This window comes from Paenibacillus harenae DSM 16969, assembly GCF_000422465.1.
Classification (GTDB): Bacteria; Bacillota; Bacilli; order Paenibacillales; family Paenibacillaceae; genus Pristimantibacillus; species Pristimantibacillus harenae.
The window spans coordinates 240,565-263,567 of the sequence record NZ_KE383842.1; the positions used below are offsets into that span (position 1 = coordinate 240,565).

Annotated in this window: 20 protein-coding genes and 1 pseudogene; 12 read left to right on the top strand and 9 right to left on the bottom strand. The window is 47.7% G+C overall.

What is annotated here, in order from left to right; all coding sequences use genetic code 11:
* Nucleotides 1–79: 79 nt before the first annotated feature.
* Nucleotides 80–1,123 carry a TRAP transporter substrate-binding protein gene (locus H581_RS0111175; protein ID WP_028610060.1) on the top strand — a complete coding sequence of 348 codons (1,044 nt, stop codon included), beginning with the start codon at nt 80–82 and terminating at the stop codon, nt 1,121–1,123.
* Between the two features lie 69 nt (nt 1,124–1,192).
* Here H581_RS0111175 and H581_RS0111180 read toward each other — a convergent pair whose 3' ends face one another.
* The 5 genes from H581_RS0111180 to H581_RS0111200 form a co-directional block, all read right to left on the bottom strand.
* A complete protein-coding gene (locus H581_RS0111180; RefSeq protein ID WP_028610061.1) occupies nt 1,193–2,149 on the bottom strand; it encodes a helix-turn-helix transcriptional regulator in 957 nt (318 codons plus the stop codon).
* A gap of 91 nt (nt 2,150–2,240) precedes the next feature.
* Entirely contained in the window at nt 2,241–3,410 is a 1,170-nt protein-coding gene (locus tag H581_RS0111185; RefSeq protein ID WP_211231461.1) for an epoxide hydrolase family protein, read from the bottom strand.
* Nucleotides 3,411–3,714: 304 nt separating this feature from the next.
* Complete coding sequence (locus H581_RS0111190; protein WP_036718477.1) at nt 3,715–4,317, bottom strand: response regulator transcription factor; 603 nt, start codon at nt 4,315–4,317, stop codon at nt 3,715–3,717.
* Between the two features lies 1 nt (nt 4,318).
* Nucleotides 4,319–5,392: a sensor histidine kinase gene (locus H581_RS33755; protein ID WP_051250684.1), complete on the bottom strand. Its 1,074-nt coding sequence runs from the start codon at nt 5,390–5,392 to the stop codon at nt 4,319–4,321.
* A gap of 68 nt (nt 5,393–5,460) precedes the next feature.
* Complete coding sequence (locus tag H581_RS0111200; protein WP_028610064.1) at nt 5,461–5,856, bottom strand: hypothetical protein; 396 nt, start codon at nt 5,854–5,856, stop codon at nt 5,461–5,463.
* Nucleotides 5,857–6,176: 320 nt separating this feature from the next.
* On the opposite strand from H581_RS0111200, the gene H581_RS0111205 reads away from it, so the two are divergent.
* Nucleotides 6,177–7,325: an NAD-dependent epimerase/dehydratase family protein gene (locus H581_RS0111205; protein ID WP_028610065.1), complete on the top strand. Its 1,149-nt coding sequence runs from the start codon at nt 6,177–6,179 to the stop codon at nt 7,323–7,325.
* A gap of 18 nt (nt 7,326–7,343) precedes the next feature.
* Nucleotides 7,344–8,504: a glycosyltransferase family 4 protein gene (locus H581_RS33760; protein WP_051250686.1), complete on the top strand. Its 1,161-nt coding sequence runs from the start codon at nt 7,344–7,346 to the stop codon at nt 8,502–8,504.
* Between the two features lie 607 nt (nt 8,505–9,111).
* Here the strand turns inward: H581_RS33760 and H581_RS37105 are convergent.
* Together H581_RS37105 and H581_RS0111220 are read right to left on the bottom strand one after the other, a co-directional pair.
* A pseudogene (locus tag H581_RS37105) lies at nt 9,112–9,321 on the bottom strand (transposase domain-containing protein); the annotation flags it as partial.
* A gap of 10 nt (nt 9,322–9,331) precedes the next feature.
* Nucleotides 9,332–10,156, bottom strand: a complete 825-nt coding sequence (locus H581_RS0111220) for an AraC family transcriptional regulator (RefSeq protein ID WP_028610066.1) — start codon at nt 10,154–10,156, stop codon at nt 9,332–9,334.
* Nucleotides 10,157–10,279: 123 nt separating this feature from the next.
* Here H581_RS0111220 and H581_RS0111225 point away from each other — a divergent pair, with 123 nt between their 5' ends.
* The 6 genes from H581_RS0111225 to H581_RS33770 all read left to right on the top strand — a co-directional run bounded on the left by H581_RS0111225 (nt 10,280) and on the right by H581_RS33770 (nt 16,956).
* Complete coding sequence (locus H581_RS0111225) at nt 10,280–12,124, top strand: alpha-galactosidase (RefSeq protein WP_245600019.1); 1,845 nt, start codon at nt 10,280–10,282, stop codon at nt 12,122–12,124.
* 7 nt (nt 12,125–12,131) lie between these two features.
* Nucleotides 12,132–13,019 carry an S-layer homology domain-containing protein gene (locus tag H581_RS36395; RefSeq protein WP_051250688.1) on the top strand — a complete coding sequence of 296 codons (888 nt, stop codon included), beginning with the start codon at nt 12,132–12,134 and terminating at the stop codon, nt 13,017–13,019.
* 571 nt (nt 13,020–13,590) lie between these two features.
* Complete coding sequence (locus tag H581_RS0111235; protein WP_028610068.1) at nt 13,591–14,430, top strand: hypothetical protein; 840 nt, start codon at nt 13,591–13,593, stop codon at nt 14,428–14,430.
* Nucleotides 14,427–15,029, top strand: coding sequence for a hypothetical protein (locus H581_RS0111240; protein WP_156889562.1), 603 nt, complete (start codon nt 14,427–14,429; stop codon nt 15,027–15,029). Before H581_RS0111235 ends, H581_RS0111240 begins: the two co-directional genes overlap by 4 nt.
* 71 nt (nt 15,030–15,100) lie before the next feature.
* Nucleotides 15,101–15,652 (top strand): TolB family protein, encoded by a 552-nt coding sequence (locus H581_RS38595; protein ID WP_211231462.1) that lies wholly within the window; start codon nt 15,101–15,103, stop codon nt 15,650–15,652.
* Nucleotides 15,649–16,956: a S9 family peptidase gene (locus H581_RS33770; protein ID WP_211231463.1), complete on the top strand. Its 1,308-nt coding sequence runs from the start codon at nt 15,649–15,651 to the stop codon at nt 16,954–16,956. The genes H581_RS38595 and H581_RS33770 overlap by 4 nt, the downstream gene beginning before the upstream one ends.
* A gap of 103 nt (nt 16,957–17,059) precedes the next feature.
* On the opposite strand, the gene H581_RS0111250 is transcribed toward H581_RS33770, so the two are convergent.
* Together H581_RS0111250 and H581_RS0111260 are read right to left on the bottom strand one after the other, a co-directional pair.
* Complete coding sequence (locus H581_RS0111250; RefSeq protein WP_028610070.1) at nt 17,060–18,181, bottom strand: ABC transporter permease; 1,122 nt, start codon at nt 18,179–18,181, stop codon at nt 17,060–17,062.
* 532 nt (nt 18,182–18,713) lie between these two features.
* Complete coding sequence (locus H581_RS0111260) at nt 18,714–19,586, bottom strand: AraC family transcriptional regulator (RefSeq protein ID WP_028610071.1); 873 nt, start codon at nt 19,584–19,586, stop codon at nt 18,714–18,716.
* A gap of 179 nt (nt 19,587–19,765) precedes the next feature.
* Between H581_RS0111260 and H581_RS0111265 the strand changes: the two genes are divergently transcribed.
* The 3 genes from H581_RS0111265 (at nt 19,766) to H581_RS0111275 (ending at nt 22,963) form a co-directional block, all read left to right on the top strand.
* The gene (locus H581_RS0111265; protein WP_028610072.1) at nt 19,766–21,106 is read left to right on the top strand and encodes an ABC transporter substrate-binding protein; all 1,341 of its coding nucleotides are present in this window, start codon (nt 19,766–19,768) and stop codon (nt 21,104–21,106) included.
* Between the two features lie 73 nt (nt 21,107–21,179).
* Nucleotides 21,180–22,055, top strand: a complete 876-nt coding sequence (locus H581_RS0111270) for a carbohydrate ABC transporter permease (protein ID WP_028610073.1) — start codon at nt 21,180–21,182, stop codon at nt 22,053–22,055.
* 14 nt (nt 22,056–22,069) lie between these two features.
* Complete coding sequence (locus H581_RS0111275) at nt 22,070–22,963, top strand: carbohydrate ABC transporter permease (RefSeq protein ID WP_245600022.1); 894 nt, start codon at nt 22,070–22,072, stop codon at nt 22,961–22,963.
* The last annotated feature ends 40 nt before the right edge of the window (nt 22,964–23,003 follow it).

A 23,003-nucleotide genomic window follows, 5' to 3' on the forward strand; every position in this document is an offset into this window, starting at 1 on the left:
ATCACACATGGCCCGCTGAATGCGCTTTCAATATAATTTTACATGTAAACGGTTCACAATAAGGAAGGGGATACTGCTTATGAATTTGTTGAAAATGAGAAGTTGGAGCTTGCTCGTTATCATCCTGGTTGTTCTGCTTATTAGCGGCTGCGGCTCAGGAGGGGGCGCTGCCTCCGGAGAAAATAATCCATCCGGAAACGGGTCTGGCGCCGGCGAAGGACCAACCTATTCATTCCGATTGGCAGAGGCGCATCCGGCCGATTATCCGACGACCAAAGGCGATATGCGATTCGCCGAGCTTGTGAAGGAGCGTTCTGACGGACGCATTACGATCGACGTGTTCCCGTCTGCGCAGCTTGGGGAAGAGAAGGCGGCTATCGAGCAAGTTCAGCTGGGTGCAATTGAATTCACCCGCGTCAGCACGGGTCCTATGGCGGAGTTTAACAAGGATTACGGAGTATTCAGTCTCCCGTACATCTTCGATAACGACGAACATGTATGGAAATTTCTGCTGGGAGAGAAAGGAATGAGCCTTCTGGACAGTTTGCAATCCTCCGGTTTGCAAGGGCTGGGCTGGTACAGCTCGGGATCCCGCAGCTTCTATTCCTCAAAGCCGCTCGCAAGCATTGAGGATTTGAAGGGGATGAAAATCCGCGTTCAGGAAAACAAAGTGAACCTCGCCGTTATGGATGCGCTCGGCGCAAGCGCGACGCCCATGCCGTACGGAGAAGTGTACAGCTCGCTTCAAACCGGCGTCATCGACTCGGCGGAGAACAACTATCCGAGTTATTACTCCAGCAAGCACTACGAGGTCGCGCCTCATCTGTTATTAGACAGTCATCAACGGGTCCCTGAGGTGCTGCTCGTCTCCAAGACGGTATGGGATAAGCTATCTGAAGAAGACCAAGGCATCATCCGCCAGGCGGCACTGGATTCCATCGAGTTTCAACGCGAGGAATGGGCCAAATATGAGCAAGAATCGGAAGCTGCCGTTCGCGCCGCCGGGGTAACGATTACGGAAGTGACGGATCTGCAGCCTTGGAAAGACGCGGTTAAACCGGTCATCGACAGCTACCGTTCCGAATACAGCTCTATTCTTGACGCGATTGAAGCGGCTAAATAAGATCATTGCTGCAATTTTCAGATAGACCGATATGGAAAAAGGAGGCTGTCCAACGAAGGGCGGCCTCCTTTATGTTGATCTTCCATCATACAAATTGAACACGTCCAAAGCGCTTTGACGAACGGCTGACGCAAGATGGTCCGGTTCGATCACATATAAGTTCGATTTGAAACTCAGCAAAAAACCAATCAAAGACTTGTCATCCTTATAGAAATATCGGGTCCGCACGATTAGCGATCCGTCAGGCTGCCGTTCCGTGTCGGCCGAATCGAAATGGTCCATTGCGGAGACGATGGCCGTGCCCGTAAAGCGAAGGACGAGATCGACCGATTCCTGATCCCATGCCGCTTCCCATTGTTCATTCACTTCGGCGAGCGACATGGATCGGCGATGAAAGGTTTCCGGCAATATATCCAAATCCCGCATCCGCGAAAATCGAAACAACCGGTAATCCTCGCGATTTAAACAATAACCATGCAAATACCATGTGTATCCTTTAAGCACCAGCATATTCGGTTCAATGCAGCGCTCCGTTACCGCGCCTTTGCTGTCGGTATAGGTAAACCGAATCCGTCTCTTATCTTGAACAGCGCCATGCAGCGCCTCGTACAACGCACTCGATACCGGGCCGCTTCTCCAAGGCGTTAAATCAATCGCTATTTGGTCGGTATCCGCCATATGCTCCTGTTCCGCACGCGAGACCAGGGCTCCCACCTTTTCGAGCAGCCGGTCCATATTGTGCCGCTTCATCGCCTGCGTTGAATGTAATCCCCGCAAAGCAGTAAATAAGGTATGAAGCTCATCGAACGACAACATCTGGCGATCAAGCCGGAAGCTTTCCATGATTTCGAACCCCCCGTCGTTTCCCGAGTAGGAAACGATCGGAATGCCGGACATGCCGAGCGTTTCCAAATCACGGTAGACGGTCCGCAATGAAACTTCCAGACGGTCCGCCAGTTCTTGAGCCTGCACCCGTTTTCGATTCAATAATAAGATTGTGATTGCCATTAGACGCTCGAGCTTCACGACTACCACCTCCGTTAAGATCATGATAGAGCATTCAGCCCAAAGAGTCACTCCATGACATGACCAATGACGCGAACTCTTGTCCCATTAATCAGAGCTTTCGGAAGAACTCGCGGACATCTTGGGTAAATAGAGCGGGTTGTTCCATGGCGAAGAAATGGCCGCCTTGCTCGAACTCCGACCAATGCACGATATGGTGATCCCTTTCTGCAAAACGGCGCACGGTGATGTCATGGGAGAGGGAGAGCAGCACGCCGGTCGGCACCGTACCGCGCTCTTTCGGCTCCCATGCCGCATAGTCATGCTTGGATTCATAGTAAATCTGGGCGGAGGATCCGGCCGTTCCGTTGAACCAGTACAGGCTGACGTTCGTCAGCATGCGATCCCGGTCGATGGAATCCTCAGGCAGACCTTCTTCCGGTTCGGTCAATTCCTTAAATTTCTCAACAATCCAAGCGAGTTGTCCGACCGGAGAATCGTGAAGTCCGTAGGCTAACGTCTGAGGACGGAGAGACTGGATCTGCAGGTACCCATCATTGAATCCCTCCATCATGGCGTAGCGGTTCCGGTCTTCCTCGGACAATTCATCCATCTCGCCCTCGTCGCCATTCGGGAACGTCAGCAAGGAATTAACATGCACGCCGATGAGATGATCGGGGGCCCTTTGGCCCATCACTGGCGCAACGAACGAACCGGTATCGCCGCCATGAACCCCATATCGGGCATAGCCGAGTCTAGCCATCAGCTGAACAAAAGCTCCCGCGATGCGTCCTACGGTCCATCCAGGCTCAGTTAGCGGCATTGAGAAACCAAATCCGGGAATCGACGGAATGACCAAGTGGAATGCTCCGGCAGGATCGCCGCCATAGGCACGCGGATTCGACAACGGTCCGATGACGTCCATAAACTCCACGATCGAGCCGGGCCAGCCATGAATGAGCATCAGCGGCGTGGCATCGGATTCCGGTGATTTCACATGCAGGAAGTGGATGGTCTGCCCGTCGATCGTCGTTGTAAACTGCGGGTACTCATTGAGCTTGGCCTCATGCTCGCGCCAGTCATAATCATTGCGCCAATATTCGGCGAGCTCCTTCAAATAATTAACGGGAACACCTCGGCTCCAGCCTACTCCGGGCATTTCGCCGGACCAGCGGGTACGGGCTAAGCGATCTTTCAAATCATCGATATCGGATTGCGGAATTTCGATGCGAAACGGTCGTATCGCCGTGTCGGCATTTAAATGGGAATGGGTATTCATCATAGTAAAATGTCCTCCTTGAATTTATGATTCATGGTTGTAGTATAAGGAGGGGTTGTTGACAACTGTTTGTCAACTTTGAAGTGGAGCGGCAATTTTTTATTTCGATAAGTGCACGAAAAAAAACAGAGGTCTTGGCTTACCCCTGAGGTACTTTACTTTCGTCTCGCTTCATATACAAATTTCTGCTTCCCGTTTGCCGGTGCCTTGCCGTATTCAAAATCAGCCGATACAACCACATCCGAAAAGCCGATGCTTTCTAAAACGAGTGTTAGATTTATCCCTTCCGCACCTTACTGACTCAAGCTTATTTCAACCATCCTTTGCTCTGAGCGATCGCTACGGCATCGATGCGGTTTTTGGCCTCGAGCTTCTGCAAGATTTCGGAAATATAGTTGCGAATGGTCGCCGGCGACAGAAATAAAAGCTTATTGATTTCCGCCACGGTATGGCCCTGTTTCAGGTGCAACAGCACTTCGGTCTCGCGTTCCGAGAGCGGGTTCGTTTCCTCTCTCATCGAGAAGGTTAGAAGGGGACTGAACACTCTGCATCCCGCCTTTATTTTGCGCAAAGCCTCGGCTAACTCCGCTACAGGCCCATCTTTCAATAAATAACCGTGCACACCGGCTTTAAGCGCACGCTGGTAATATCCGCTTCTGGCAAACGTAGTGACGATTACGACGCGGCACTCCGTTCCTTCCTCTCTCAGTATTTCAGCTACTTCCAGACCGTTCAATATCGGCATTTCGATATCGAGTACAATCATGTCGGGCGCCTTCTCGCGAGCAAGTAGAAGAGCCTGCTCGCCGTCGCCCGCCTCGCCGACGATCTCGATGTCTCCTTCCAGAGCCAGCAGCCTGCTGATGGCCCCCCGAAGCATTCCCTGATCTTCCGCTATAACGACTTTCATCCTACGCCCTCCCGGTTTTCGGCACGGTAATGGTCACTTTCGTCCCCCAAGCCTGATCGGAAGCAAGCTCGAGCTTGCCTTCAATTAGCAGCAGTCTTTCCTTCATCCCGAGCAAGCCGTTTCCAAATTGTTCAAGCCTGTTGTCGTTCTTCGTCATTCCGATCCCATTATCTTGCACGTGCAGCATATACACGCCAGGCGCTTCGCAAAGATTGACCGAACACTTGTCGGCGCCGCTATGTTTAATGACATTCGTTACGCACTCGCGCAAGCACATACCCAGTATATTTTGGATTATAGACGCTGTTCTCTCGGAACGGTTAAGGCATTCAAAAGCAATGCCTGCCGTATGAAACATTTCTTCTGCGCGCCGGATTTCTTCCTCGATGTCGATAGATTGCATTTCACTGACCAGCTCCCGAACCTGGAGCATAGTCGATCTTGAAATCTTTTGAACGTCGCGCGCTTCTTGAAGAGCTTGGTCCGGGTAACCGGCAATGAGCCTCTCCACCAGCTCGCTTTTCAAAGTAATCAACGATAAGGTATGCCCGAGCGTATCATGCAGGTCCCTGGCAATCCGCTGCCGCTCCTCGCTTTTGATTAGTCGGGCGATTTCATCATTGGCGTTCTGAAGCTCCGCTTTTACCTCGCAAGACCTTTGGTACATTCTGAAGATGTAAGGGACAAACATCAATGCCGCAATAATGGGAAGCCATTCATACCGCCAAGGAATAGATAATTGTTCATAAAAGAAAACGATCGAACCGAAGAAGCAGGTCGTCATTATTCCGACCATCCGGGAAATGCGGCGATAGGAGGCCAGCATACTCATGCTTATTGCCGGGTACAAGCCCAAGCTCAATAACCAGGGGGCTTCCACAGCCCCCATGAAAGATATTGCAAAAACCTGTACGAAGATATAGATTTCGCGCCGCTTCGCATTGGCGTAGCTTTGCCTGTACGCTGCAGCGAACAGAAGAAACAGCAGCATTTCAAACCAAGCCGGGCGAAACGGCAGACAGAACAAGTATATAAACGGGATTATCAATGGCGCCAGAGTCAACCATCTTTTCATTTCATCGCTTCCCGACGTCAAGATTTTGAAATGATCATAACACGAAATGAATGCAAATGGAGGTCCTATTATGCGGGCTTTATCCCGGACGAGCCGCAGTCCCTTTTTTGCAGCCATCTCGGAATCAATACAATCGAAATCGTTACAACGATAGCATGAATCGGGTTCGATATATCTCCAATATGCGGCTCGGGCGGGTATGCCCAATCCATCAGCGATAACAGTAGTGCAAATCCAATAGCGATCAAAGCATAATACGCTCCGGGCCGGGCCGTTTTTTGACGAAGCTTTGTGAAAATAAACGCTCCGATCAGATTGGTTGCAATGGATGCCATCATAATGGAAACAGGATTCAATTGATTGAACTTTAATCCTGTAACCGCGCTTAGGAAGTAATACAAGGCTATACCGGCAATACCTGCAATAAGGCCAACATATAAGCCGGTTATCCAACTTTTTTTCATTCTAATTCCTTCTTTCCTTTTTTAAAAATCATACTTGAAGGGCATTTTCGGCTGAAGTGATAAACATCATAGGTTTCAATTCGTATCCAGAGTGTTTAGCCCGAAGCATGATCCTCTTAACATATTCTTCATGCAGTTGAGAGAATAATTGAATTGTTCCGCACAATAGGATTAGTAAGGATCATTTCATTCGGAGTTGCCTAATTGAATAGTCGACTTTTTATTCTAAATTAACAAAGCTGTGTTATTGTATCTTCGAATTGCACGATGCAGGGCAGATCTATTCTATATTGGAAATACCTGAGGAGGCTCAAACGTTCATGAGAATCGTGATCGCTGGTGGAGACGGATTTTGCGGTTGGCCGACGGCTTTGTATTTATCGAAAAAAGGACATGAAGTCACTATTATCGATAACCTGATTCGCCGCAAGTGGGATGATGAGCTGCGCTCGAATTCGCTTACGCCGATCGCTTCGCTGAAGGATCGGATCGCCCTTTGGAAAGAATTGACCGGGAGAGAGATAAGGCTATACGTAGGCGACCTGAACCATTACGATTTTCTGAGAACCGCTCTGGAACAAACCCGCCCCGAAGCTTTCGTGCACTTCGCGGAGCAGCGCTCAGCCCCGTATTCGATGATCGATCGGGAGCATGCCGTGTTTACTCAGGTCAACAACGTAGTCGGCACGCTTAACGTCATTTACGGCATCAAAGAAGTCGTTCCGGACTGCCATCTGATTAAGCTAGGCACAATGGGAGAATATGGGACCCCCAATATCGATATCGAAGAAGGTTATATCAGAATCGTCCACAACGGCCGGGAAGACGTGCTCCCCTATCCGAAGCAGCCCGGTTCCATGTACCACCTCTCGAAGGTTCACGATAGCCATAACTTGATGTTTGCCTGCAAAATTTGGGGCTTGCGCGCGACTGACTTGAATCAAGGCGTCGTCTACGGCCTGCACACCGATGAGACGATGATGGATCCGGCGCTCGTCAACCGGCTCGATTACGACGGCGTGTTCGGTACGGCGCTGAACCGATTCCTTACCCAAGCCGCGATCGGCCACGATTTGACGGTTTATGGGGAAGGCGGCCAGACCCGCGGGTTTCTGAATATTCGCGATACGATACGCTGTATCGAGATTGCCGCCGAGCATCCGGCCGATTCCGGGGAGTTCCGGGTGTTCAACCAATTCACGGAGGAGTTCTCTGTGATGGATCTCGCCTATAAGGTGCGCAGAGTGGCGCAGAGGGAAGGGTTGAACGTGAGAATCGCCCACCTGAACAACCCGCGCGTCGAGAAGGAGAAGCATTACTATTGCGCGAAAAACACGAAGCTGAAGGAACTCGGCTTGGAGCCGCATCTGCTGACAGACGAGGTGCTGAGGGACATTCTGTTAACCGCCTGCCAGCATAAGGACCGCATCCTTCCTCAGAACGTCCTGCCGCAAGTAACCTGGAAGTAGAATAGGGGGCCTGCCCGGATGAAGATTGCCATCGTAACCGAAACCTTTCTGCCGTCCACGGATGGCATCGTTACCCGGCTGTGCGCGACCATCCGATGGCTTCAGGAGCAAGGCCATCATGTGACCGTTATTGCGCCGGACTTGGGCGTCTATGAATTTGGCGGAGTTAAGATCGAAGGAATCCCCGCACGATCGTTCTTCCTGTATCCCAGCAAGCAGCTGGCGATGCCGAGCCGGAAGGTTGGCGCCCTGCTGCGCCGGCTTCGTCCGGATCTGGTGCATGTCGTCAACCCGGCGGTCTTGGGCGTTGCAGGAATTTATTACGGCCGTAAGCTTCGGTTGCCTATGATCGCTTCCTATCATACGCAAATTCCGAATTACGCCGATTACTATCGTCTCCCGTTCCTGAAACCGATTCTCTGGTGGTGGTTACGGCTGCTGCACAACAGGGCGGATTTGAACCTGTGCACCTCGCAGTCGGTGCTGACCGAGCTTAGAGCTCATCGATTCCGCAATGTTCATTTGTGGAATCGGGGCGTCGATATGGAGAGCTTTGGACCGAGGCATCGAAATGCGGACATGCGCGCCTTGCTGTCCGGCGGCCAGCCGGGCCAAACCGTATTGCTCTATGTCGGGAGGCTCGCCGCCGAGAAAGGGATCGAGCAAATTCGGGATGCGCTGCACGCTTCTCCCCAACTCTGCCTCGCGCTTGTCGGCGACGGCCCGCATAGAGCTTTTTTGGAGAACTATTTTCGCGGCACGAACACGATCTTTACCGGCTTCCTTCACGGCGAATCGTTGGCACAAGCTTACGCTTCCGCCGATCTGTTCGTCTTCCCTTCCACAACCGAAACGCTTGGCCTTGTCATTCTGGAGGCGATAGCTTCCGGACTGCCGGTCGCAGCGGGAAGAAGCGGACCTACCTGCGAGCAGATCGAGGACGGGGTAACGGGCGTGCTGTTCGACGGGGACCGTCCCGGAGCATTGGCGGAAGCGATAGCCTCGTTGTCCGAACCCGGTCTGCGGGAGCGGATTACGGGCAACGCTTACGAGGCGGCGGGACGAGTGAGCTGGAAAGAACCCTCTGAACAGCTGCTCGGTTATTATGAGAGTGTGCTTCATGAGAAGAAGAGAGCCTTAAAAATGAAAGCACTTGGACCAAGGTCAAGCAGCAATTAGATTTTTTCCATGACATCCTTAATTATCATCTCTTATTTGGCGACGAGCCGGCAGCTCGTCTCTTTTTTTAATTATAAGACTTTATAAGTTAGGCACCTATAATTGGACTTATATTTCTCCGCGAAACGGTTGCGTCCTCAGATAGGACGCCACCAGGCGTTTCTGCTTGTCTTCCCGAAAGGTTTATAGTACGTAATGAAGACCATAAAGAAGAGACATAGACTTCCTGAATCTACTACAAGAACTCCTTTCTTTCCTTATGATCTAGCGATATAGGAACATACGTTCCGTTTTATGGACGGAGGGAGGTGAAGTCATGAAAATTTCCAATTCGAAAGAATTAGGGACTTGACATCATACCGCTGGACTTTAGGCTGCAGGAGTCCTTGCAACCATTGCAACAACAAGTGATGAACCTACTTGAAGCGCATATCGATGCGATGAACAACCGGCGGAGCGAGAAGAGTCGTTCACATCCTTTCAAGCTGCCTTCGAAGGAGGGCTCTTTTGAGGTAAGCGTCAAACAGCCCCCACCTTGTTTTCAAGATGAGGGCCGTTTCTTTTTAGCTTAGTTTTTAAACACCCGACAAGTCAACGGTATTGACGCCTACCACGGAAGCAGCTTGTCCAGCTAATCCGGATCTTTAGGATCGGTAAGCTGAGGCAACTGCTCGAAGAGATATTGAAGATACTTGAACGGATTTAATTTCGCCGTTTCGATGACGCTGTAGATGGTCGCACTTGCCTTCGCGCCGCGGGGTGTATTGGCAAATAGTCAGTTTTTTCGTCCGATGACGAACGGTTTGATCGCGCGATCGAAAAGGATTTCATTCATAGTTATTTATGGACTGTTGAAAGATATCTTGTTCTCTCCATTGAGTGGGGGTCATATTAAAGTGTTTTTTAAACAGCTTTGAAAATTCCATCTGATTGTCATATCCTACACTATTGGCAACTTCTTTAATGGTCATACTGCTTTTTTTGAGTGATTGTGTAGCCATCTCCATTTTAAGAGAAATGATAAACTGCTGTGTGCTTATGCCGCAAATCCTTTTGAAGATACGTGCCAGATGACTGCGGTCTATGTTCAAAAAATGTGCAATTTCAGAAACGGATATCCTTTTGTGAACATTGCTTCTTATATATTTTTTTGCATAAGAGACATATGTTTCTGCTGTATTCTCATCTTTCTTTAATAATTTACCCTTCGTAAGTGCCGCGATAAATGGCCAAAAATGGCTCATGATTGTTTCAAAATCAGTCCAGCCTAAATCTATTATATTCTTAAGTGCGTTTCCAACGCCATTATCATCATTAATAACATGGTTTTCGTGTGAGAAGCCTGTCACAGTCATAAGCTTTTCCGAAAAGCTGCCGTCAAACTCAATCCAGCGATACAGCCAGGGCTCATTGTCATCTGCCTTATAAAATGCAGTTTGTTTCGGATAGATCAGAAAAAACTGTCCTGCATGTACTTTATAAGCTTTGTTATTAATATGCAATTCGCCTTGCCCGCTGTAAATGTAATGGATCAAATAGAAGTTGCGCACTGCAGGTCCAAAGGAATATCCGTTATCACACTGCTGTTCACCATATTGCATGGGATAAATATCCGATGAGATTAAAGGGCTTTTTGCATAATATAGCTTCATTGAAATCAGCTCCCGAAATTAATATATCACATTTCCCCATAATCACTCGATAAAAACATATTTATTAACACATTTATTTGTCTTATCATAACAATGAAAATGCAAGTTTAAGGAGGATTTCTTATGGACAAGTTTATGAATTTAAATTCTATATCTGCCTCCGTATCGGCTAGAGCCACATCAAGGACTGCGCCGGACGAGATCACGGATCCTGACTATATGTTTCCGGCTTTCTCAAACGGCAAGGTGCTTTTAGGTAAAAAGCAGGGACGCCTCCCTGCCATGGGCTGGAACAGTTGGAATGCTTTTGGTAGTAAGAACAACGAGGTACTCACAAAGGCAATGGCAGACGCAATAGTTGATTTGGGACTTGCGGATTTGGGATACAAGTATGTTGTGCTCGATGACGGCTGCTATAAGTCCGAACGCGTCAACGGATTGCTTTCAAATGAAACGATTAAATTTCCAAGCGGCTTTAAGGCATTATCCGATTACATCCGCAGCAAGGGACTTAAATTCGGTATGTACAATGATATAGGTACACATCTTTGTGCAGGCTCTGCGGTAGGTACTTGCGGCTTTGAGGATGTCGACACGAGGTCTTATATGGACTGGGGGGTTGACTTTATAAAGGTTGATAACTGCTACTACCTTTGGGACAATGCAACGTTCTCAGACTCAACAAATTCAAAATATTCCTATGCCCCGAATATCAGAAGCATAACGGTTACGGGTGAAGAACTGAAAATAAGTTTAAATGCTGTTAAGGACGGTGTGCTTCTAGGCCAGGGCGCAGCAAAAAACAGAGGCGACTATGTGACAAATATCGGTACCTTCGACGGAACAAACGTGGGTACAACACCTGTGGGCGACCGCTGGAGTGAGCTTGAGTTTACTGTGAACGCACCGGCAAGCGGAGAATACGCCATAACCGTAAATTACGCAAGCGGTGAGCAGGATGGCACGGGACGCTGGCTTCAGCTAGCAGTAGGAAACGCAGATAATGAAACTCGATATTTCGATAATATGCTTCCTCTTACCGAAAGTACATCTGCCTTTGCAGATTCAGAAGAAATAACGGTATCCTTAAATGAGGGAGAAAATATCATACGTCTAATGAACCACAGAAGGCAGGAAAATACTCTTAATTCATATGCGGCTTTGCTCGAAGGCTTGAACAAGGCTGACCCTGACCATGATATTGTATTCTCAATCTGTGAATGGGGTAAAACACAGCCGCATAACTGGGGATATAAGGTTGGAGACTCATGGCGTATTCTTAATGATATAACCTTCTCTGTCGGCTCTGATGGTAATCCGGGCTCCGCCGAATGGAAGTCAAACCATACCGCAAGTATAACCTCGCAGTACAGTAAGGCGGTTATTATGGACGAGTTTGCCGGACTTGACAAGGGGTGGAACGATCCCGATATGCTTGTAATCGGTATGAACGGAATTACAACTACCATGAGTAAAACTCATATGACGATGTGGTGTATGATGAATTCTCCGATTATGCTTGGAATGGATTTAAGACGGGTTGCAAAGGGTGACGAGCTATGGATGATTATTGCGAACAAAGATGTAATCGCATTGAATCAGGATACCCTCGGTATTCAAGCAAAAAGAATTTACTGCTCTATCGATAATGCCAATCCCGATACGGCATATATTGCTAATAACAACCGTGTTGATATTCTTGTAAAGCCTCTTGCAAACGGAGATATTGCAATGTCCTTTATCAATCTCAGCGACTCAAGAGATACGAAGGAGCATTCCGTTGATGTAAGCCGCATTATCGACTATATCGGGCATAAAATGATGGATGCTGAAACATTCAAACATGCAGCAAGCTATTCCCTAAAGGATTTATGGACAGGCGAGGTTACAACAAACCATTCAAGAACCTTCTCTGTTACAGGTATTGACGCCTATGACAATGTTACCATAAGAGTTACTCCTGTTTAATACGCTGATGATGAATTTTGTTCCTGAGAACTTCACTCGAATAGTAAAACTATCAGATATTGATAATCATTGGGCTAAAGCATATATTTTAAAACTTATAGAACGTGGCATTATTCCAGGGATGAATGGCGGCTTATTTCATCCCGAGGATAATGTTACTACTGAACAGTTTGTGACAATGGTAATTAGAAGTCGTAAAGGCAATATAGAGCCAACGCGTGGCTGTTGGTCATCAGGGTATATGGATTACGCGTTGTATAAGGGAATAGTTGAGGACTATGATATAACAAACATAAGCAAACCCATTGAGCGCCGTTCCGCTGCAAGAATAGTTCATGAGGCGCTTTTAACAGAATTCGGAGAAAGAGATGAGTACGAATGGTCGGCGGCAGAAAATCTTAGGGACTTATATTCCTGCCATACCTGCGTTATGCATATAGCGCAGATGTATGTTAAAGGTATAATGCCCGGGCGTGACAATAACATGTTCGACGCTGTGGGCAGCTTAACTCATGCGGAAGCTGCAGAAGTTGTTGTAAGAATGCTTGATAGGGAGCAGCGTATTCCTCGGACTAAGGGCAGAGTATTTCAAAGTAAAAATCTGACCCCCGATGAAGCATGGGAGCTGATGTTAAATGATCATACTGCAATGCTTGTTGATGTGCGGACTAATCAGGATTATAAAATAGGGCATATACAGGAAAGCATTTGTATACCGTTACATGATATATCAAATAACCCGTTCTCGGTATGTGATAGAAAGGATACTCCATTAATCCTTTACTGTCAAAAGGGGTATAAGAGTTCTTTAGCGGCACAAGCCCTTATAGATGCAGGCTATAGCAGAATCTACACGATTCCAGGTATAGAGCAGTATCCGTATCATTTAATATAGGAGAATGGCTGCTTCCGTGGTCGTCGTCGCTGCCGCTAACCTGTCGAGTAAGAATAACATCGATCGTAGTAGCCCCCATCTTGATGACAAGGTGGGGGCTATTTGACGCTTACATAGATGAGCAGTTTAGACATGATAAAGCAATGAGCCGGTTTATAGATGAAATGATTTGGATTGGGGATGAATGGAGAAATCTTGATGAGATATTTAGCATGTTTTAGTCATTTTAGGTCAGTAAAGGTCTTTAAAAACCATTAACCTTAACGGGTACGATAGCAATATTGGCTCCCTTGAAAACGTGAGACAAACTGTTTGAATAACAGTTTTGTCTCGCGTTTTTTTATTTAAGCAAAGTTGTGTCGTTTATTACAGCAGTTTTGAGTCGGTGTTCAATTAAGCACACTTGTGAATATTGATGCGACACAAGTGTGCTCAATTAATGGGCGAACGACACAAGTATACGCAAACCTGTTATTCAAACAGTTTTGTGTCTGCTTAACGTTCGATTTTTTCCGTTTTTAACTCCATCTAGAAAAGTGATAAACTGAATGAATGAGGAAGGGGGGAGGCTTTGCATACGAAACCAAAGCTGAGGCTGGGCAATAAGCTCCTATGGTCGATAGTTCTGCTGTTGATGACGGCAAGCTGGGTAGGTAATGTTTGGTATTACCAATCCATGCAGCTGGAGAAACCGGTCTTTTTGAAGCATTATATGATATTAAACGGCAATCAGAGCGATTGGATCGAATTGACCTATTTGGAGAACAAAAAGGAAGGCAGGAAGGTGACGGGGATCCAGCTGGAAGAGCTTCCGATGCTCCGGTTTCAAATCGATCCGCATCCGAATTCTTATAGGCATCAGGTGCTCGGGAAGGCTTATGGCGAATGGAGAACCGAGGAAGCCGGGCAAATGGTGAAGGCGCCGGTCAAGATCAAAGAAGCTACTGTATATTATAACGAAGGCCAGCCCGAAAAGGTGCCGATCGGTGAAATCAACGTAGTGTGGGAGAAGAGGGAGGGTTTGATGGAAACGTCGTCAAGCAGAGGCTCCTCAGACGGCACTGGTCAATACAGTGTAACCGTCAAGCAGCCTCTTACCTTGGAACAAGTCGATTACAACTTCAGCGACAGGCTAAGCACAATGTTCGAACTGTCAATGGCCGAACGGGATGAACCGATTTCACAACTGCCTATACGGCTTGCCGCCGGGGACCCACTGACGTTTAACTACAAATGGACCATACCGGAAGAAGCACCGGCAGCTTTTGAGGTGTATAAAGCGTACATTTTGCTTACCTTCAAGACAGAGGACGGAAGAATGGTATACGATCGTATTCCTATAAATTTCAACCTTTATCTGAGCGAGAAGCAAATCAAGTGGATGGTCCGCTCCGGAGGTGAGCTTTCTTGAACCCTTCCATGCGTAGCACATTAAGGAGGCTCGGCTGGGGTCTTGTGTTTCCGCTCGTTGATCTTCATTTGGGATCCTTCGATGTTCTTCCGGATATGATTGGATATATTATGATCCTTATGGCTTTAGGTCAGCTTGGAGCCGGGGATGGTGGATTCAAGCTGGCAAGCTGGCTGGCTGCTGTCCTCATCTTCTTATCTTTGCCGCAGCTCGTGATCAAAACAAGCATTGACATCAAACAGTTAACAGCCGCGCCGCTTGGCATGCAAGCTTATGTGCAAGGAACGGCCATTCTGCATGCTCTGCTTGCCTATCTAATTTTTCGAAGGCTGTATACGATAGCAAGACCGATAGCCCCGCCGGAGATGCTGGATGACATTGTCACCAGGCGGAAGCTCTACATGGCCGTGTTTGCTGCACAGCTTATTTTTTATCCGTTTCTGTTGAATTTGGACGAAAGCTGGTCGGTACTACTCCTTATCATAGGGATTCTAATGTTTGTTGCGGAGCTGCTGCTGATCCGGATACCGTTTCGTTTATCGCATTTAAGAAACACTCCTATCGATCATGACGATAATCCGGGAGCGGCACCGCAATAACACTCGAAAGAAGGAAACATATGTATAATATCGAATAAGTATTGATATTCCATTTGAGAGGGGAAAACAAAGTGGAGAATAATAATCCTTCCATTCCTTCGAAGAGCAAGTCAATCAGAAGATATTCAATAGAGGATTTTGTGAATACCGAGAGCGTTGTAAGTCCTTCGATTTCATTTGATGACGAATATATTTTGTATTCAAGCGACAAAACAGGAGTTTTCAATGCATACATCATTTCGGTTAAAGACGGCCGCGCGAAGCAGATTACACAATCGGTAGATGATCCGATATATGGCATCTCCTTTTTCCCCGATGATTATCGTATTCTTTATACCAGCAACCGGGGCGGTAATGAACTCAATCATATTTACGTTTACGATAAGATGGGAAATAGCCGGGATTTGACGCCCGGTGACAATGAGAAGGCCGTTTTTTACGGATGGAGCGACGACGAAAAGAGCTTCTTTTACGGATCTAATAAGAGAGACTCTAAGTTCATGGACATCTACGAGATGGAAATAGAAACGTTTACGTCCCGACAGCTTTATGAAAATAAGGAAGGCTATCAATTCTGCTGCGTCTCTAAAGACAAAAGATATATGGCTTTTATAAAACATTGACAACTAATGATTCAAATATGTATGTATTCGACCGGATTTCCGAAGAGATGAAATGGATCAGTCCGCATCAGGGGGAAGTCAATCATTTTCCTCAGACATTTGATCGTGATTCGAGGAGTTTGTATTTTTTGACCGATGAGGATTATGAATTTCTATATTTAAAGAAAGTTGATTTTCTAACAGGCCGCGCTGAAATCATCATTCAGGAAAACTGGGACATCATGTACGCTTCTTTATCGCACTTCAATAAGTACATGGTGTTAGGTATCAACGAGGACGCGAAAACAAGAGTATCCATCATCGATACCGAAAATAATGAACCTCTGTCGTTATCGCAACTACCGAACGGACAAATCAACGGTATCAACATATCCAAAAGTGAAAAGCGATTCTGTTTCATGTTGAACGATTCCACTTCTCCCAATAATTTATATATATATGATATGGAAACGAAAACCATTAATAAACTGACCGATACGTTAAATCCAGCTATCGATTCGGCCGATTTGGCGGGAGGCGTGGTCGTGCGGTACCCGTCATTTGACGGCCTGGATATTCCGGCGATTTATTATAGACCCCACTATATCCGCGATGACGAAAAAATCCCTGCGCTGGTATGGGTACATGGCGGTCCGGGTGGTCAATCGAGACTTGGTTACGACCCTTTGATTCAGTATATAGTCAATCATGGTTATGCCGTAATTGCCGTAAACAACAGGGGCAGCTCCGGTTACGGGAAATCCTTCTTTAGAATGGCGGACTTGAAACATGGAGAGGTCGATCTGGCGGATTGCATTGAAGCGAAGAAATTCCTGATTTCCGAAGATTATATCGACGAGAAAAAGATTGGAATTCTTGGTGGAAGCTATGGCGGATACATGGTACTGGCCGCACTGGCTTTCAAACCTAATGAATTTACTGTTGGTGTCAATATTTTCGGCATTTCAAACTGGATCCGCACGCTGAAAAACATCCCTTCATGGTGGGAAGCGTTTCGCGATGCGCTTTATAGGAAAATCGGAAATCCGTATACCGATGAAGAATATATCCGAAGCATTTCACCGCTGTTTCATGCGGAGAACATCGTGAAACCGCTGCTTGTACTGCAGGGAGCGAATGACCCGAGAGTTCTTAAAGTGGAATCGGACGAAATTGTAGAAGCGGTCAGAAAAAACGGGGTTCCGGTAGAATATATCGTTTTTGATGATGAAGGACATGGTTTCACCAAGAAAGAAAACCGTTTGAAAGGGGATCATGCGATCCTGTTATTTTTGGAAAAGTATTTGAAAAAAGAAACGGTCTAATCGGATCAGGGTAATACACTAGCGAAGTTAATTCATCCTTAAGAAACAGTGCTTGGAGCTATTGGAAATAAATTAAATTTAGTTTTCTTCAACCGTAAGCTGTCTACCTTGTAGCCGAGAATGATTTCGTTTTGTAGACCTGCGAACCGATCAGGAAGGAAACGACTCCCCACAGGATCATGATGCCGATTCCGATCCAGAAGGCGCTGGACGCGATGCCGGAAGCGTAGATGAGGCCGTCGCGCATGCCGTCAACGAAATAAGTAAGCGGCAGAACCTGCGTAACCGGCTGAAGCCACTCCGGAAGCGTCTCGAGCGGGAAGAAGACGCCGCTGAGGAACATCATCAGCATGCTGGCGATGTTGGCCATTCCCATGTACGCCTCGATCGTTTTGCTAAAGGACGAGAAGAGGTAACCCATCGCGTTGAAAACGAGTCCCCCGGCTATAAAGGCAATGACCAGGCTGAACACATTAATGTGCAGACTTGCGCCAAAGCCGAACACCCCGATCAGCGACAAAATAACGATTTGAATGATGCCGAGCAGAAGCCGGACGAGCATGCCGGCCATGCCGTACAGGTTCATATTGGCCGGTGTCATGCGCAGGCGGGTCATCAAGCCGCGGCGGCGCATATCGACCAGCTCGACCATGCCGAACAATCCGCCCTGCGCTACCGATAGGCCAATCATCCCCGTGAGCAGAAAATCCGCATAGCTCAGATCGTCGGCGCCGGACGACACGGATTCCGTCGTTATTCGGAAGGTTTCCGTCGCACCGACGACAGCCAGGTTAGCCTGCTGAACCAGCTTATCCAAAATGCCGGCGACCGCCTGCGTCGTTACGCCCTGCTCATCCTCCTTGTTCACGATAAGCTGAATCGTTGCCGCGCGCTCCGATTCCGGGAGTATAATGAGCGCGTTAATGTCCTGCTTCTCCACCCACTCCGTGCCAATCTCCTTGCTGACCGGCGCGTCATCTATGAATTCGAGCACCGGTATTTGCCGCAGCTGCTCGAGCAGCATGCCCGACGTCGCGTTCGGCTGCGGGTCGACAACGGCGATTTTCGCTTTAAAGCTGTCGCTCGAGCCTCCGCCGAAAATAATCATAAAGATAACCATCAAGATAATGGGAAAAAAGATATTCCAAAACCATACCTGTTTCCCGCGAAACATCATTTTGATCTGAGCGGTGAACATTTTGGCAAATTGTTTGCTGTTATTCATTAGTCCCTCCATTCTTTGACGGTGAAGGCAATGAACACGTCTTCCAGACTCATTTCGCGGATCGAGATTTGCTCGACCCGGAACCCGCGGTCCTTGGTAAAGCCGAACAGCTCATACAACGTCTCCTCAGGCTGCGTCGTCCATAGCTGGAGCGAGTCGCCCTCGCGGTTCGTACACCGATGATCCCGGGTTCAACCGAGAAGCTGATATCCGCTACAGCCGTAACCTGACCGTAAGCTTTTTTTAAATTCCGCACTTCCAATACAGGCATTAAGGGTACCTCCTAAATAGAATCGTTTTATCGCCGTCGGTTGCTTTTTCGCTACAGCCATTGTAGAACAAATCCATTTTAAGAGGATACAGCCTTCAGCATGCTTTAGATTCGGTCTGGGGGAGGAGCGGCGACGGCAGGGGGCATTTCAGGTTTTCGAAAGCCCTACGGACGACATTGACTATCTTCTTAGAGAAAGTTCCGTGTTGAAGCCCAAACTGTGGATCGGTGAAATTCTCCTGCGCCTGTTTGGGCGCCGGATTAATTTTTGCTGCTGCGGTAAAAGGAAGGGGTGGTGCCTTCGACCGTTTTGAAGAACCGGCTGAATGCATGGATATTCGGAAAACCCATCTTTTCCGCAATGATCGTCAGCGGGTCTGTCGTGAACTGGATCAAATGCCGGGCGGCATGAACGCGCATGAGCTGGTGGTATTGGATCGGACTCATGCCGAAAGCTTTCTGGAAGAGACGAACCATATAATGCTTGCTGATCCCCGACATCTTCGCGATCTCATCAAGACTCACCTTCCTGCTCGTATTGTGCATCAGGTATTGTTTGATATGCATTAATGCGTGCATGTTCGTTTCAAGATGAGGGTTGAGGTGCCAATAATTTTCCCGCAGCAATTGAATCCACAGTTGAATGAACAATCCTTTAACCTTGAACTCGTAAAAGGGCATTTTCGTTTCATATTCGTAGATAATGTCCATTAGCATTTTCTCGATCAGAATCGGGTTTTTCAGCCGCAAATGGCTGGATAACGGGATCGGCATTTTGTCGATGATATCTTCCCTGAACCAAGTATGTTCGTCGACGCCAATCTCTTCAAGCGTCCGAAAGGAAACCTTGACTTTGTCACTGTCCTCCGAATAAAAGAAATCAAAGTGGAGATGAGGCTGCCTAAGCCGCTGCCCTTCGACCTTGACGATTTTGTGCCGCTGTTTCGGACGGAACAGGAAAATATCCCCGCGAACCCCTTCATAGACGACATCTTCAATGGTGACGATGACTTTACCCTCCATAATATACAACAGCTCATAATCGAACAGCACACGCTCCTGAATGACCCAAGGACGTTCAACGGTATTATCCATGGCAACGCGAATGTAAGGGGAAATTTGATGAAGGATCATACGACTACCGCCTTTTCATCGATTTTTGTAAGCGTATCACAAAAGCAATAAATGATAAATATAAAATAAGTTTTGCTAAATACAATCAGCTATTATGAGAGTATTATTGGCTTATACTTCAAGTGGCAGTGCAATATTTGCTATCTTGGGAGAATGTGAAAAAGGGGGACGTATGAGCAATGAATAAACGATTGTCGATTGTCCTGATCGTATGCTTCTTGATGCTCAATTTGGCGGCATGCGGTAACAGCAGGAATACCGCAGACCATGTACCTGCCAATGCCGGCGCCAATACCGACCAGGGAGATACAGCAACCGATGCTGAGCAGGTAACGCTGTCGATTGCCATGCATGTGGCCAACGTGAAGGAACAAGAGCCATATATGTATGGAATCATTCAGAAATTTCAAGAGAAATATCCAAATATCAAGATAGACCTTCAAGGCGCCGAAACGCAGGAGCATGTGAAGAAAATGAAAATGATGGCGCAGTCCAAGAAGCTGCCGGACATATTCTGGTTGCTGCCGGCTCCAGCCAAAGAAATGAATCAGGCTGGACTGCTGCTCGACCTTAGCGATTTTTTAAAAAGCAATCCTGAAACCGCTGCCAGTATTGATTCCAAAATGATAAGTGCTTATCAGGATGGCGGCAAACAGTTCGGCCTGCCGTATCAGGCTTTGGTCACCGGCTTATGGTATAACAAAGCGTTGTTTGATCAATACAGTCTCAAGGTTCCGGAAACCTATGATGAACTTCTCGCAGCCGTTAAAGTGTTTCAGGAGAACAATGTAGTGACGATCGCGAAGGGGGCGAAGGATACATTTAGCACGTGGGCGTTCCTCGGGATGCTGACCCGTTATGGCTTCTTTGACAAGATCGATAACATTCAGGCCGGGAAAGACAAATTCGATAATCCGGATTTCCTGAACTTCTTCAACAAGATTGATGAGCTTCGCGTAAACGGCGCTTTCCCGGACAATGTCTCGTCGCTGTCCTACTTTCAAGCGGTTGAAATGTTCACGAGCGGCAAAGCGGCGATGCTCGATGCCGGTGTTTGGGAAACCAAGAAGATCGAAGGCAGCCCGATCGGCAAGACGGCCGGCTTCTCATGGGGACCGACCTTCACGGACGGAGTAGGCAATCAGAAGGTTGCCATGGCTGTAGCTGCGGCTCCTCTAGTCGCGAGCGCGGGAGTGAAAGACGACGCGGCAAAGTACGATGCGGTAACCAAATTTTTCGGATTCTTTTACAGTCAGGAGGGGGCAGCCGTAATGGCCGAAAATGAAGCGCCTCCAGTCGTGAAATACACGGGCAATGTGGACAAGGAGAAATACCCGGTCTATGCGGATGTGATAGGCAAGCTAAATGAAGAGGGATGGGAGCGTCCGGCAGCTCAACCCGACCTAGTTGTGTCCGAAGCAGTTGCCAATCAGTTGAACGACAGCATTTACGGCGTTATCAACGGAATCTACAAACCGGAAGAGGCGCTAAAGCTCATTGATGATAAGGTCTCCAAGTAACAAAAAACGATTCTGCCGGTGTACGGCTCCGGCAGAATCGTTCCTAAAATCCATGGGATAGGGAGAGAGCGTGATGATCTGGCTTAGCAAACGAAGATATATCCTGTTTATGCTTCTTCCCACCTTGCTCGTGTATCTTGCTTATATCATTCTTCCGGTGATCGTATCGTTCTGCTATAGCCTGACAGAATATTCGGGCATTGGCGCAGCGATATTCGTGGGTTTGCATAATTACGCCAGCTTGCTGGGCGATTCATTGTTCTGGAAATCGCTCAAGAATACGTTCATTGTCCTGCTTGTTGCGTTTGTCCTGCTTTTGCCGGGCGCATTTCTGCTCGCTCTGCTACTCAATGTGAAGATCAAGGGCGGAAATGCCGTCAAGGCCATGAACTTTGCCCCCAGCATCGTGGCCCCAATTCTGGTGGGATTGATCTGGGTATTCATCCTCGATCCGCAGATGGGATTAATCAATGTGATTCTCAAGAAAATCGGGGTGGATCAACTTGCTCTGCAATGGATCGGAGGAACGAAGCTGACGCCATATTCCGTAGGCGTCGTATTCACATGGCAGATGATCGGTTTCCTTGCTACGATTTTCCTGGCCGGCTTAAAGATGATACCGCGGGATGTTTATGAATCAAGCTCCATTGACGGGGCAAGCAAGCTTCAGCAGTTGTTTCGCATTACGGTTCCTATGCTGGGCGAGACCATTAAAATAAATGTCGTTCTGATCATTACGGGTGTATTTAAAATATTCGAGACCGTATTGCTGCTGACGAACGGGGGACCGAATCACTTATCGGAAGTGATGGTGACTTACATGTATAACGTGACCTTCACTTCAGGCGAGTATGGTTACGGAATGGCGATCGCCACCGTCACTTTCCTGCTGACTATGGTTTTCTCACTGGTTTACATGGGGCTCAGCAAAAAGAACATCGAGGAATAGGAGGAGGGACAAAGGTGAATCATGCAGCAAGTACAAGCTCCAAGCCGATGACTCAATTGGCCTTGCGTAAACAATCGGCGCGTTCTACCGGAAACACCGGCAAAACCGTACTGTCTTATCTCGTCACCCTGATCGTACTGCTTCCATTCCTTTGGATGATATTATTATCGTTCAAATCGAACAGCGACATCCTGAACAACCCATTCAGTCTTCCTGAAACCATTAGCTTCGATAACTACAGACGCGCCTTGTCGACATTGGATTTGGCGCTGTTATATAAAAACACCTTTATCATCGTAATCGTGACGATTGTGATCGAAATCTTGATCACCTTCATGAGTTCCTATGCATTGTCGCGCATGATTTTCAGATCGGAGAGGCTTAGACGATCCATTGTCGCTCTCTTGTTAACGGGGCTCGCCATACCGGCATTTATTCTGTTGTTTCCCGTCTATCGGCTGACCATATCGTTCGGTTTGCTGGATACGTACGCATCGCTGATCATTCCCTATATCGCCACATCCATTTCCTTCAACACCCTTTTGTTTACAGGCTTTTTGCGGGGTTTTCCGAAAGAAGTGGAGGAGGCTGCGGTCATCGACGGATGCGGGCTGCTTAACTTGGGCAGAGCGGTCGTGTTTCCGATCATTATGCCTGTTGTGGCTACCGTTTTTATCTTTAATGTGTTGTATATCTGGAATGAGTTCCCTTTCGCCGTGACATTGATCAGCGACGAGACCATGACGACGATCTCGCTTGGCATCTCCCAATTCAAGGGAAGGTTCAACATTGACTACGGCGGCATCATTGCTGCCAGCATCCTGCTCATTATTCCGCAGTTAATCTTCTTTGCTTTCTTCCAGCGATTCATCATTGAAGGCATGACGGCAGGCGCTGTTAAAGGCTGAGTCAGGCAACTTCCAAGCGGCAACAATCATTTTCCATATA